Origin of the sequence: Pedobacter kyonggii (assembly GCF_004310665.1) — a bacterium.
GTDB classification, from domain to species: domain Bacteria; phylum Bacteroidota; class Bacteroidia; order Sphingobacteriales; family Sphingobacteriaceae; genus Pedobacter; species Pedobacter kyonggii.
Window position 1 is genome coordinate 14,300 of sequence record NZ_SIXF01000032.1, and the last position, 12,572, is coordinate 26,871.

13 protein-coding genes are annotated in these 12,572 nt (G+C 39.0%); 11 read left to right on the plus strand and 2 right to left on the minus strand.

Annotation, left to right across the window (positions count from 1 at the left end):
- Positions 1–71 precede the first annotated feature (71 nt).
- The 8 genes from EYS08_RS21550 to EYS08_RS21585 all read left to right on the plus strand — a co-directional run bounded on the left by EYS08_RS21550 (position 72) and on the right by EYS08_RS21585 (position 7,514).
- Entirely contained in the window at positions 72–1,397 is a 1,326-nt protein-coding gene (locus EYS08_RS21550) for a sulfatase-like hydrolase/transferase (RefSeq protein ID WP_131032050.1), read from the plus strand.
- 101 nt (positions 1,398–1,498) lie between these two features.
- Positions 1,499–3,199, plus strand: coding sequence for a single-stranded-DNA-specific exonuclease RecJ (recJ, locus tag EYS08_RS21555; protein ID WP_131032051.1), 1,701 nt, complete (start codon positions 1,499–1,501; stop codon positions 3,197–3,199).
- A gap of 87 nt (positions 3,200–3,286) precedes the next feature.
- A complete protein-coding gene (lptB, locus tag EYS08_RS21560) occupies positions 3,287–4,027 on the plus strand; it encodes an LPS export ABC transporter ATP-binding protein (RefSeq protein WP_131032052.1) in 741 nt (246 codons plus the stop codon).
- Positions 4,028–4,185: 158 nt separating this feature from the next.
- Positions 4,186–5,703: a GH3 auxin-responsive promoter family protein gene (locus EYS08_RS21565; protein WP_131032053.1), complete on the plus strand. Its 1,518-nt coding sequence runs from the start codon at positions 4,186–4,188 to the stop codon at positions 5,701–5,703.
- Between the two features lie 76 nt (positions 5,704–5,779).
- Positions 5,780–6,214 (plus strand): YkvA family protein, encoded by a 435-nt coding sequence (locus EYS08_RS21570; protein WP_131032054.1) that lies wholly within the window; start codon positions 5,780–5,782, stop codon positions 6,212–6,214.
- Positions 6,195–6,515 (plus strand): DUF2752 domain-containing protein, encoded by a 321-nt coding sequence (locus EYS08_RS21575; RefSeq protein ID WP_131032055.1) that lies wholly within the window; start codon positions 6,195–6,197, stop codon positions 6,513–6,515. The genes EYS08_RS21570 and EYS08_RS21575 overlap by 20 nt, the downstream gene beginning before the upstream one ends.
- An 8-nt stretch (positions 6,516–6,523) precedes the next feature.
- Complete coding sequence (locus tag EYS08_RS26150) at positions 6,524–7,003, plus strand: CCC motif membrane protein (RefSeq protein ID WP_208745927.1); 480 nt, start codon at positions 6,524–6,526, stop codon at positions 7,001–7,003.
- A gap of 100 nt (positions 7,004–7,103) precedes the next feature.
- Entirely contained in the window at positions 7,104–7,514 is a 411-nt protein-coding gene (locus tag EYS08_RS21585; RefSeq protein WP_029275606.1) for a BrxA/BrxB family bacilliredoxin, read from the plus strand.
- A 278-nt stretch (positions 7,515–7,792) separates the two neighbouring features.
- Here the strand turns inward: EYS08_RS21585 and cdaA are convergent, their stop codons facing one another.
- On the minus strand, positions 7,793–8,584 hold the full coding sequence (gene cdaA, locus EYS08_RS21590) for a diadenylate cyclase CdaA (RefSeq protein ID WP_029275607.1): 792 nt from the start codon (positions 8,582–8,584) through the stop codon (positions 7,793–7,795).
- A 245-nt stretch (positions 8,585–8,829) separates the two neighbouring features.
- Positions 8,830–9,681 (minus strand): dihydropteroate synthase, encoded by an 852-nt coding sequence (gene folP, locus EYS08_RS21595; protein ID WP_131032056.1) that lies wholly within the window; start codon positions 9,679–9,681, stop codon positions 8,830–8,832.
- 99 nt (positions 9,682–9,780) lie between these two features.
- Here folP and EYS08_RS21600 point away from each other — a divergent pair, with 99 nt between their 5' ends.
- The 3 genes from EYS08_RS21600 to EYS08_RS21610 are packed head-to-tail and all read left to right on the plus strand — an operon-like array spanning position 9,781 to position 12,572.
- The gene (locus tag EYS08_RS21600) at positions 9,781–10,326 is read left to right on the plus strand and encodes a DUF1599 domain-containing protein (protein ID WP_131032057.1); all 546 of its coding nucleotides are present in this window, start codon (positions 9,781–9,783) and stop codon (positions 10,324–10,326) included.
- A 36-nt stretch (positions 10,327–10,362) separates the two neighbouring features.
- Entirely contained in the window at positions 10,363–11,514 is a 1,152-nt protein-coding gene (locus tag EYS08_RS21605; protein WP_131032058.1) for a BT_3928 family protein, read from the plus strand.
- A 2-nt stretch (positions 11,515–11,516) separates the two neighbouring features.
- Positions 11,517–12,572 (plus strand): ABC transporter permease, encoded by a 1,056-nt coding sequence (locus EYS08_RS21610; RefSeq protein WP_131032059.1) that lies wholly within the window; start codon positions 11,517–11,519, stop codon positions 12,570–12,572.

Genomic DNA, 12,572 nt, shown 5'->3' on the forward strand with positions numbered 1-12,572 from the left:
CTTGAGTATTTGTTTTGGTAAAAGCTTGGATACTTCCTTTTTTTGTAAAATATGATGCTTAAATTTCCAGCATGAATTTTCGAAGTTTAATTCTTCTGCTGGGTGTAAATTTTTCTACACAGTTAAAAGCACAGCAAAAACCAAACATAATTATTGTATTGACTGATGATATGGGTTATGCCGATATTTCGTGTTATGGAAGTCCGCTGATCAAAACACCATTTTTAGATGGAATGGCCGCCAAAGGTATAAAAGCTACAAACTTTGTTACCACTTCACCAACCTGTACGCCATCAAGAGCATCATTGCTCACTGGAAGATATTGCAGCAGGATGGATTTGCCATGGCCGATTGGTCCGGGCGATAAACGTGGCATACCTGAAGATGAAATTACTATTGCACAAATGCTTAAACAATCAGGCTATGCAACCGCTTTGGTCGGTAAATGGCATTTGGGCGATCATGGTGTTTCGCTGCCAAATAAAAAGGGTTTTGATGAGTTTTATGGCCTTTTATACAGCCACGATTATAGAGCACCTTACGTTAAAACCGATACAACGATCAAGATATTTAGAAATACCAAACCAGAAATCTATAAACCGCACGATAGCATTTTAACGAGTTCTTACACCCGCGAATCGATCAAATTCATTAAACAAAGTGCTACAGCTAAGAAACCATTTTTTCTCTACCTGGCGCAAAATATGCCACATTTGCCTGTTGCTTTTGCGGCACAGAAAAGTAGAAAAATACCTTCGGCAGGCGGCGAACTTGGCGATGTGATCGAAGATATGGACGCCGGTTTAGCTGCAATCTGGAAACAGGTTGTCGCTTCAGGACAGGTAGATAATACCATTTTTATCTTCACAAGCGATAACGGTCCGTGGGTTAATGCACCACAGCGAATGTATGAGGATGGTTTTACCAAATTTTACCATGTTGGCTCTGCAGGAATTTTTAGGGGTTCGAAAGGGATCTCTTACGAAGGTGGCCATCGAGTTCCATTTATTGTGTATTGGAAAGGGCATACCCTTAACAATAGCCAGTTAACCCAGCCCATTTCAAATCTGGATGTTTTTCCTACACTGGCTGAATGGACTAAAAGTAAATTACCTCAAAAAGTGTATGACGGGGAATCTATTTCAGCCTTGCTAACCAGTAAAAACAACACTAAACCTCACCGCCCGATTTATTACCACAATTATGTTTTAGAAGGTGTAAAAGATGGCGACTGGAAATTGAGGATTACCAAAAAAGACAATAAAGAACTTACAGAGCTATACAATTTATCGTGGGATCCGGCAGAGCGCGTAAACTTAATTGATGATGCGAAATATGCAGATCAGAAAGCACATTTGATAAAGCTTTATCAGGAGTATCCCGGAAATTCCAAGTAAAATATAAATTTTGTTTTTGGAGGTTTTGCTCATCACTCCATCAAAGAATGCCAGCATCATATCCAATTAAAATGTATATTTACTGTTCGGAGACAGAATAAATGGAAAAAAGATGGGTGCTGGCATCAGATTGCAATGATGCTGCGATAACAAAAATAGCAGAACAACTTAATATAGATCGCTCACTTGCACAAATACTCGTACAGCGGAATATTTGTGATTTCGATCAGGCCAAAGATTTCTTCAGGCCAGATCTTGACCATCTTCACGATCCTTTTTTAATGAAGGATATGGATGTTGCTATTGCCCGCATCGAAACCGCATTGTCCAATCACGAAAAAATACTGATCTATGGCGATTATGATGTAGATGGTACAACTTCGGTTGCACTGGCTTTCAGTTTCTTTTCGCAGCTCACCAAAAACATCGAATATTACATTCCCGATCGCTATCTGGAAGGTTACGGAATTTCTACCGTAGGGATTGATTATGCCAATGAAAATGGATTTTCTTTGATTATTGCCTTAGATTGTGGAATAAAATCTATCGATAAAATTGATTACGCCAATACCCTGGGCGTTGATTTTATTATCTGTGATCACCACTTACCGGGAGACGAATTACCTCAAGCCATTGCGGTTTTAGATCCTAAACGATCAGATTGCCCCTATCCTTTTAAAGAGCTTGCCGGTTGCGGCATAGGCTTCAAGCTTGCGCAGGCTTATGCGCAAAAACATCAGCTTCCGAAAGAAACCTATCTGCAATATTTAGATTTAGTGATGGTAAGTATCGCTGCTGATATTGTTCCGGTAGTGGGAGAGAATAGAATTTTAGCCTATTATGGATTAAAAAAATTAAATACCAATCCATGCGAAGGTTTGCGTGCCCTGATGGAAGTGTCGGGCAAAACCGAAAACTATAGTATTACCGATGTGGTTTTTACCTTAGGTCCGCGGATTAATGCCGCCGGAAGGATAGACCATGCTAAACATGCAGTTGCCATGTTGCTTTGCCAGGTAGATGGAAACGCATTAGAACAGAGTGAACTGATTAACCTTAAAAATACTGAGCGTAAAACCTACGATCAGGACATTACCCGAGAGGCTTTGGCTTTAATTGGTGAAAGCGATATCCTGATCAACAAAAAAACGACCGTTGTATTTAACGAAAACTGGCATAAAGGGGTAATCGGGATTGTGGCCTCGCGTTTAACTGAGAAATATTATCGCCCAACAATCGTATTAACAAAATCTAACGGACATGTAGCAGGTTCTTGCCGATCGGTAGTTGGTTTCGATTTGTACGAAGCTTTAAGCGGTTGTGCCGATTTACTGGACCAATATGGGGGGCATAAATTTGCCGCAGGTTTAACCATGCAGCAGCATAATGTAGATGCCTTTGCTGATAAGTTTGAAGAAATTGTATCGGCCAGTATTACAGAGGAGTTGCTTACGCCTATGATCAGGATTGATGCCGAAATTGAGCTGGCGCAGATAGACGGTAAATTCTATCGCGTTTTATCGCAGATGGGACCCTTCGGACCAGAAAACATGGCGCCTATTTTTGTTACTCACAATGTATATCTTGCACAGCACGCCATGGCTGTTGGTCAAAATCATTTAAAAATTAACATAAAACAACAAAATTCGCCTATTTTTGAAGGCATTGCATTCGGGTTGGCAGAATTTCAAAATCTTTTACAACCAAAGGTACCGTTTTCGGTTTGTTATACGTTAGAGGAAAACGTGTGGCGTGATAAGAAACGTTTGCAATTAAATATTAAAGGAATAAAAGTTAATTAACTATAAAATAAATCGTCATGCTGAACTTGTTTCAACATCTAATTAGAAGGTCCTGAACTAAATTCAGGATGACGAAGCAATCAATATATGATATTAAGAGCCGAAAATCTGGTTAAAAAATATAAGCAACGTACCGTTGTAAATAATGTTTCTTTTAATGTAAGCCAAGGGGAAATTGTTGGTCTTTTAGGCCCCAATGGAGCCGGAAAAACAACTTCCTTTTACATGATTGTTGGTTTAATTAAACCAAATGAAGGCCGTATCTTCTTGGAAGAAGAAGATATTACCGAAGATCCGATGTACCGCAGAGCTCAAAAAGGAATTGGTTATTTAGCCCAGGAAGCATCTGTTTTTAGAAAACTTACCGTAGAAGATAATATCCTGGCCATTTTGGAAATGAGCAAATTGACCAAGGAAGAACAGCGCGATAAACTCGAAGAACTGATCAACGAGTTTAGTTTACATAAAGTGCGTAAAAACCGTGGTGATTTATTGTCAGGAGGTGAACGCCGCCGTACCGAAATTGCACGTGCTCTAGCCGCCAATCCTAATTTTATCTTATTGGATGAACCTTTTGCAGGGGTAGACCCAATTGCGGTAGAGGAAATCCAAAGTATTGTTGCCAAACTGAAACATAAAAACATAGGGATCTTAATTACCGATCACAACGTACAGGAAACACTGTCGATTACCGATAGGGCATATCTGCTTTTTGAAGGTAAAATTTTGGAACAGGGTGTTCCAGAGGTGTTGGCCGAGAATCAGATGGTAAGAAAAGTTTATCTTGGATCGAACTTTGTGCTGAAACGTAAGAAATTTGATGTTTAATATTAACCAATTCTTGTCCCGTTTTTCGGGAAAAAAGATGATAAACACAGCTAAAACTATTTCAGGTAAAGAGATCGGATTATTGTTGCAACAAAAACAACAGTATCTGTGTTTATCTGTCAACAGCGGTGGTAAAAATCAGCTGTTTATTTTTTAATATGGCATTTGTAAATTCAATTTTTACCTGGTTAATGAAAAAGCGGATCCACCAGATCGAGCTTTTTATGAAATATCCGTACGATGTTCAGGAAGAGTGGTTCCATAACTTGATTGATAGTGCCGAAAATACCGAATGGGGCAAACTGTACGATTATAAATCAATCTTAACCCCACAACAATATCAGGAGCGTGTTCCAATCCAAAACTACGATACACTAAAGCCCTACATTGAGCGTATGCTTAATGGCGAACAGAATATTCTTTGGCCATCTGATATCAAATGGTTTGCAAAATCATCAGGTACCACAAGTGATAGAAGTAAATTTATCCCGGTTTCTCAGGAATCGCTAGAGGAGTGTCATTTTAAAGGTGGTAAGGATATGCTTTCCATTTACTGCAATAACCGTCCCGATAACCAGATGTTTACCGGGAAAGGTTTGGTTTTAGGTGGAAGCCATCAGGTTAACCAGTTGAACGAAGATTGTTTTTATGGCGATTTATCTGCGGTGTTGATCAAAAATCTGCCCATCTGGGCCGAATATTACCGCACGCCCGATATGTCTATCGCATTGATGGATAATTACGAAATTAAGATGGATAGAATGGCTGAAGCCACCATCAACGAAAATGTAACCAGTATTTCGGGAGTGCCCACATGGACCATCGTATTGGCCAAAAAAGTACTCGAACTTACTGGGAAGCAAAATTTACTGGAAGTTTGGCCAAATCTCGAGCTGTATATTCATGGTGCAGTAAACTTCGCACCCTATCGCGAACAGTTTAAACAGCTCATCCCATCCGATGAAATGTATTATCTGGAAACTTATAATGCATCCGAAGGATTTTTCGGAATTCAGGATCAGGATCATTCAGAAGAGATGCTGCTGATGCTAGATTATGGTATTTTTTATGAGTTTGTGCCAATGGAGAATATCTGTGAAGAAAACCCAAAGGCATTAATGCTGGGTGAAGTAGAACTGCATAAAAATTACGCCATTGTTATTTCTACAAATGGTGGCTTATGGCGCTATATGATTGGCGATACCATTCAATTTACCTCGCTTTCGCCCTACCGTATAAAAATTACCGGACGTACCAAACATTTCATCAATGCCTTTGGCGAAGAAGTAATCATTGACAATGCAGAACAGGCCTTAACCAAAGCTTGCCAGGAAACCGGTGCCGAAATTAAAGATTATACCGCCGGGCCAATTTACTTCAAGGATGAAAAAGCTGGTGGGCACGAATGGATCATTGAATTTGATAAACAGCCCAATGATTTTGAAAAGTTTGTAGATATTATGGACAACACACTACGTGCGGTGAATTCCGATTACGATGCCAAACGTTTTAAGGATATGGCCTTAGCGCGCCCTATGGTACACAATGCACCTGCAAATACCTTTTACAACTGGTTAAAAGCAAAAGATAAACTGGGCGGACAACATAAGGTGCCACGCTTGGCCAACGAGCGTAAATACGTTGATGATATTTTGGAGATGATGAAGTCTGTATAACTAACAGATCAATTTCTCAAGATTATGCCGTGACAATTATGGTGCTTTTGGCCGTTAATTTGTAATATAGTTAACTATGAAATTGAATAGGGAGAAAATACTGGGTTTCTTTAAAAAATCGCAAAGCAAAGCTTCAGTAATCTTAGGTGATAAGGCCAAAGCCAGCAGTACGATTAAAGATGCACTGGGAAAGGCAGTGACCAATAAAGGTGACCTGGAAGGTGTTTGGTCGAAACTGGTGTTGTTGTTTGCTGTATCAAAAGATTATGTGAACGGCGATTATACCGAAATTCCGAAAAGATCGATCATTGCTATTTTGGGTGGTTTGGTCTACTTCTTGTCTCCGGTAGATGTGATCCCTGATTTTGTGCCGGTTTTAGGTTTTGTTGATGATATCTACATCTTAAACCTGGTGTATAGGCAAGTGCTTAAAGATCTGGAAAAATATAAAGTTTGGAAAGATGCACAGATCAAATTTATTGGCGATATAGATGGCTCAACCGCAACATAGTTTTCTCGATTGGGTTGGAGAGCATCTTTTTACCTGCCCATTTAGAACCCATTTTGGATTTGATTGCCCGGGCTGTGGCTTTCAGCGTTCGGTTTTGGCTTTATTTCGGGGCGATTTAATCGCATCATTTAAGTTTTATCCTGCAACAATTCCGCTGATTTTTGTCGTGCTGTTTACCATTGTCCACCTTAAGCTCGATTTTAAGTTTGGGGCGCAGCTGATAAAAATCGTTTTCGCAAGTGTTGCAGTAATTATTTTAATCAATTACATTTACAAAATATACACTCACCAATTGATCTAAATATAGCTATGTCAGAAGAACAGGAAACCCCTCAAGAAAATAAACCAATTGATCTTTCAAAAGATAAAAATCAAGAACCTGCACCATTTCAGCCGTTAGGTAATGGTCCGGTAACCCCGCCACCATTTCAGCAACCGCCGCCATTTGGACAGTTTGGAGGAGGAGGTTTTGGTCAGCAGAATTTGCCAAACTCCACAGCTTCGCTAGTATTGGGTATTTTAGCTATACCAGCATGTTGCTTTTATGGGATATTTGGATTGATTTTTGGCGTAATTGCTTGGATATTAGGCGCAGGTGATATGAAAAAGTATCAGCTTAATCCAAGTTTGTACACCGAATCATCGTACAAAAATGCTAAGGCAGGTAAGATCTGCGGGATGATTGCGACGATTTTAAGTGCATTGATGGTGCTTATGTTTATACTTATCATTGTAGGTGTGGTTGCAAATCCACATATGTTTGAGAATTTTTTAAGAGATCTGAAATAGGCTGAATTTAATTTTACCTTAAAAATATAAATCGAATGGTGCATGCCATTCGATTTTCTTATTTTTGTAGGATTGAAATTGTAAATAAAAAACTAAGATAATGTATCCAGAATATTTAGTAGAGCCAATGCGTAAGGAATTAACTAACGTGGGTTTTCAAGAATTAAAAAACGCAGAAGACGTAGATCAAGCTATTAAAGGCGAAGGAACTGTGTTGGTAGTAGTAAATTCGGTTTGCGGTTGCGCAGCAGCAAATGCTCGCCCAGCTGCCAGAGCTGCAGCAGCACACGAAAAACACCCTGATAAATTGGTTACTGTTTTTGCAGGAATGGAAAAAGAGGCGGTAGATCAGGCAAGAAATTACATGATGCCTTTCCCTCCATCTTCTCCGGCAATGGCGTTATTTAAAGATGGTAAATTGGTTCACATGATCGAGCGTCACCAGATTGAAGGCCGTCCGGCACAAATGATTGCTGATAACCTGATCGGTGCTTTTGAACAATACTGTTAAAAATTGATTACACAGATTATTGAATTACACCGATAAGAAGGTGATTTAAATGATAATGAGATGGTGAATGGGAACATTCACCATTTTGCGTTTATGAGTTTCGTTAATTTGTCATCCTGAATGCAATGAAGGGTCTAAGTAGCCGATATACAGGCAAATAACTATATCTATTTTATTGAATTTAAGGTGCTGTGTGTCCAGTTAGAGATTCTTCACTGCGTTCAGAATGACAACGCCCTTATCTGTGTAATCACCTAAAATCCGAAAATCTGTGGTTACTAAAAATCCTTATTCAGTAATTTCTCTAATTCTCCAAACGAAACATTCATCCTTACCCTACCTTGTTTGGCGTACGATATTTCCCCGGTTTCTTCTGATATAATTACTGCAACGGCATCGGTTGTTTCAGAAACGCCAATGCCCGCTCGGTGCCTTAAACCAAACTGTGAGGGTAATTGGTCGTTATCTGTTAAAGGCAGAATACAGCTCGCACTTTTAATTTTGTTTTCAGAAATAACCACAGCGCCATCATGCAGCGGACTGTTTTTCTGAAAGATACTTTCCAGTAAACGTTTCGATATTTTAGCGTCAACAAGTTCACAGCTATTGGCAAAAAACTGCTCATCGTAAAATTTAACGAATACCATTAATGCTCCTGTACGCGTTTTCTTCATGCTTTTACAGGCATCAATAATTGGTTTTATACGGGTTAAATTATTCCTTTCAATTTCTTTTCTACCAAATAAATATCCCCACCAGGCCTTATTCTTTTGTAAAAAAGCATTTTTCCCGATCAATAAGAGAAAACGCCTGATCTCTGGGTGAAAAATTACAATCAATGCAATAATCCCCACACTCATAAATTTCTCTATTATGGCCGTGAGTAATTTCATATGCAAAGCATCAACAATATGATAGAATATTGCGATGATGAGCATTCCAACCAGTAGATTAACAGCTAAGGTGTTGCGGATTAGCGTATACACGTAATAGATTAATAGTGCTACGAGCACGATGTCTACCACATCGGTAATGGTGAATTTTACGAAATCAAAATCTAATCCTTTCATTAGTGGCAAGATAGCAAAACGGTTTTCAGTTTACAAGCAAGATAGGTTAACTGTTTAAATTGGTTGAAAAGAGGTTAACTGTTTAAACTGGTTATTAATGATCGTCACCCTGAACTTGTTTCAGGGTCTTTATCGGGAAAACAGATGCTGAAACAAGTTCAGCAGGACGAATTTAGTGTGAAGTTGCAGCCTTGTGCCGATTTTATATAGGATCAGGGCTAAATAACAAATAGCTTGCACCTGCATTAATCTAGCATCCCAACTAAATGCACACATTCTACCGCTTCCTTAACATCATGTACCCTTAAAATACCTGCACCTTTCTGTAGTGCAATCGTATTGAGTACAGAGGTTCCGTTCAGCGCTTCAGCAGCCGAATTGCCGAGTGTTTTGTAAATCATTCCTTTACGCGAGAAGCCTACTAAAATGGGGAGTTTGAAAATTTTAAAAGCTTCCAATTGGTTAAGCAGCTCATAATTATGTTCGATTGTTTTTCCAAAGCCAAAACCAGGGTCAATAATTACGTCGTGAACATGAAGTGCCCTAAGCGCCGCAACTTTTTTCGCCAGGTAATCAATTACTTCCAATAACACATTGTCATAAACAGGGTTTTGCTGCATATTTTGGGGCGTACCCTTCATGTGCATAATCATATAGGGTACCTGTAATTTAGCCACAGTTTCGAACATCTGGTCGTCCATATCTCCTGCGGCAATATCATTAATGATGTGCGCACCAGCCCGAATCGTTTCCTCCGCTACTTTGGCCCTGAAGGTATCGATAGAAATAACCGCTTCGGGAAATGTTTTTACTAAACTTTCTACCACAGGCACTAAACGGTCAACCTCTTCATTGGTAGAAATATCTTTTGCTCCTGGTCTGGATGAGTATCCGCCTATATCAATAAATGTAGCACCTTCATTAAGGAATTGAGCTCCTTTAGTTAAAGCTTCGTCTATTGATTTTGTGCGGCTACTGCTGTAAAAAGAATCGGGGGTTATATTTAAAATACCCATCACTTTTGGGCTGCTTAAATCGATAAGCTTACCTTTAATGTTTAAGCTTTGTTTGGGCTCAAAAAAGTTTTTTTCTGCCATAATAAACCCTTTCGGGATTTGGGTTTCGCTTTAAAAATGTATCTTTAGCTTTTGTTTTTTCACGACAAAAATACACTAAAAACTAAATAATTATTGGCTTTGGCACAAACAAATACCTCTACCGAATTTGATGAAGTGATTGCAGTTTGCAGATCATTATTTTTAAAAAAGACTAAAGATTATGGCACTGCATGGCGGATTTTAAGACCAAGTTCGATAACCGATCAGATCTTTATCAAAGCACAACGCATCCGTACCCTCGAAGAAAAGAAAGTAAGTAAGGTAGGAGAGGGCGTAATATCTGAATACATCGGGATTGTAAATTATTGTATTATAGCCATGATGCAGCTCGAACTGACAGAAAGTGATCCGAACGAGATGCCTTATGCCGAAGTTGAAAAAAGATTTGAAGAAAAGGTAACGGAAACCAAAGATTTAATGTTTGCTAAAAACCACGATTATGGTGAGGCGTGGCGCGATATGCGCATTAGCTCGTTAACCGATCTGATTTTGATGAAAATTTTTAGGGTAAAACAGATAGAAGACAACGAAGGGCAAACCCTGGCTTCGGAAGGTGTTAATGCGAATTATCAGGATATGTTGAACTATTCGGTTTTTGCACTGATTAAACTCGGCGTTAAATAAATGGCGTAATAGCCTTTAAAAAAAAGATACATACAGATGCGAAACATACTTTTAAGATTTTCCAGGATTTTTGTTGGTGCTTTATTTATATTTTCAGGATTAATAAAGGCAAACGATCCACTTGGTTTTGGCTATAAACTACAGGAATATTTTGAAGTTTTTCACATGAATTTCCTGAGTGGAATGGCCACTGGTATTGCCATTTTACTTTGCACTTTAGAAATTGTTCTCGGTGCCTTATTGCTATTGGGTTTCTGGAGTAAAAAGGTAGCCTGGGGTTTATTGCTTCTTATTATTTTTTTTACCCTGCTAACATTTATATCTGCAACGTTCAAAGTAGTGACCAGTTGTGGCTGTTTTGGCGATGCCATTCCGCTTACCCCATGGCAGTCGTTCAGTAAAGATCTGATCCTTTTAGCACTTATCATTGTTATTTTCTTAAACAAGAACCTGATCCAGCCTTTATTTAAAAAAGAAACTACCCAAAGAAATATTGCCATTGTAGTAACGGTTATATCTTTAGGTTTTGGTTTGTATACTTACAATGTTTTGCCGATTATCGATTTCCTGCCTTATAAGGTCGGTGCACATCTTCCATCATTAATGGTGATTCCTCCGGGAGAAAAACCAGATGAATTTGAGATCATGTATCACTTAAAGAACAAGAAAACCAATGAAGAGAAAGATATGAGCGATAAAGCCTATCTTAAAACAGAGATCTGGAAGGATAACAATTGGGAAATTATCGGTGAACCGGCAAAAAGGCTGGTTAAAAAAGGTTTTGAACCTAAAATTAAAGACCTGAACATTACAGATGCTTCGGGTACCGATTATACCAAAGAACTGATCGAAAACCCTTATTATAATTTGATCTTTGTAGCCTACGATCTTCATGCTACAAACGAGGCCGCTATTGGTAAACTAAACGCCTTGGCTTTAAACGCTACGCAGCAGTTTAATATCCGGACAGTATTGCTTACTTCCAATTCGGCTCAGGATGCACAGGCTTTTATCAAAAAAAACAACCTGTTTTCGGAGGTTTTTTATGCTGATGCCGTACCTTTAAAAAGTATGGTAAGGGCAAATCCTGGTGTTTTATTGATGAAGAACGGCGTGGTAATCAATAAATGGCATTTTCACAACGTACCCACTTTCGACCAGCTCAGTCGAAAATATTTCGATAAATAAATATGATCGGATACGCACTAAAAAAACTGATGTATGGGCTGCTGGTAATGGGCGGTGTAATATTGGTTGTTTTTGTGCTGTTTAATATTTTACCTGGTGACCCTGCACGGATGACGATGGGACAAAGGGCTGATGTGCAATCGCTCGAAGCCGTTCGCAAAGAATTTGGCTTAGACCGATCCAAACCTGTTCAGTTCATTTTATACATTAACGATTTATCGCCAATTAGCATTCTGGATAACGATAGTACCAATCAACAAAAATATCATTACGCAAAACTGATGGCCTTTGATAATAAGGTGCTGGTGATAAAATGGCCTTATCTCCGTAGCTCTTACCAGACCAAACGTGATGTAACAGCTATACTTTCCGAAACGGTACCGAATACTTTTATCCTGGCTTTAACAGCGATGATTTTCGCCACAATAATCGGTGTGTTTTTGGGTGTTTTATCAGCCGTTTATAAAGATTCGTGGATCGATAAATCGGCCAATGCATTTGCCATTCTGGGTATATCAGCGCCTTCTTTTTTTGCAGGGATTATTATTGCCTGGCTTTTTGGCTTTGTGCTGAGCAATTTTACAGGTCTAAAAATGAGCGGCAGCTTATATTCTTACGATCCCTTTAATGGTGAGGTATTAACCTTAAGAAACCTATGGCTGCCAATGATTACCCTTGGTTTAAGACCTTTAGCGATTATTGTACAGTTAACCAGAAGCGCAATGCTGGATGTTTTGGCGCAGGATTATATCAGGACCGCAAGAGCCAAAGGCTTAAGTAGAAATGCCATAATTTATAAACACGCTTTAAAAAATGCTATGAACCCAGTAATTACGGCCATTTCAGGATGGTTTGCCTCATTGCTGGCGGGGTCTTTTTTTGTAGAGTACATTTTCGGTTATAACGGATTGGGCAGAACAACAGTAACCGCTTTAGAAATGTCTGATTTTCCGGTGGTGATGGGTTCTATTCTTTTTATCGCTTTCGTATTTGTGGTCATCAACATTCTGGTTGATATTTTATATGCCTATGTTGATCCTAGGGTTAAATTAAGTTAA

Coding starts and splice junctions, on each gene's coding strand:
- folP (WP_131032056.1), bottom strand. CDS start 9,681: ATGGCAGAAAAAAACTTTTTTGAGCCCAAACAAAGCTTAAACATTAAA.
- lptB (WP_131032052.1), top strand. CDS start 3,287: ATGATATTAAGAGCCGAAAATCTGGTTAAAAAATATAAGCAACGTACC.
- EYS08_RS21550 (WP_131032050.1), top strand. CDS start 72: ATGAATTTTCGAAGTTTAATTCTTCTGCTGGGTGTAAATTTTTCTACA.
- EYS08_RS21585 (WP_029275606.1), top strand. CDS start 7,104: ATGTATCCAGAATATTTAGTAGAGCCAATGCGTAAGGAATTAACTAAC.
- EYS08_RS21570 (WP_131032054.1), top strand. CDS start 5,780: ATGAAATTGAATAGGGAGAAAATACTGGGTTTCTTTAAAAAATCGCAA.
- cdaA (WP_029275607.1), bottom strand. CDS start 8,584: ATGAAAGGATTAGATTTTGATTTCGTAAAATTCACCATTACCGATGTG.
- recJ (WP_131032051.1), top strand. CDS start 1,499: ATGGAAAAAAGATGGGTGCTGGCATCAGATTGCAATGATGCTGCGATA.
- EYS08_RS21575 (WP_131032055.1), top strand. CDS start 6,195: ATGGCTCAACCGCAACATAGTTTTCTCGATTGGGTTGGAGAGCATCTT.
- EYS08_RS26150 (WP_208745927.1), top strand. CDS start 6,524: ATGTCAGAAGAACAGGAAACCCCTCAAGAAAATAAACCAATTGATCTT.
- EYS08_RS21610 (WP_131032059.1), top strand. CDS start 11,517: ATGATCGGATACGCACTAAAAAAACTGATGTATGGGCTGCTGGTAATG.
- EYS08_RS21605 (WP_131032058.1), top strand. CDS start 10,363: ATGCGAAACATACTTTTAAGATTTTCCAGGATTTTTGTTGGTGCTTTA.
- EYS08_RS21565 (WP_131032053.1), top strand. CDS start 4,186: ATGGCATTTGTAAATTCAATTTTTACCTGGTTAATGAAAAAGCGGATC.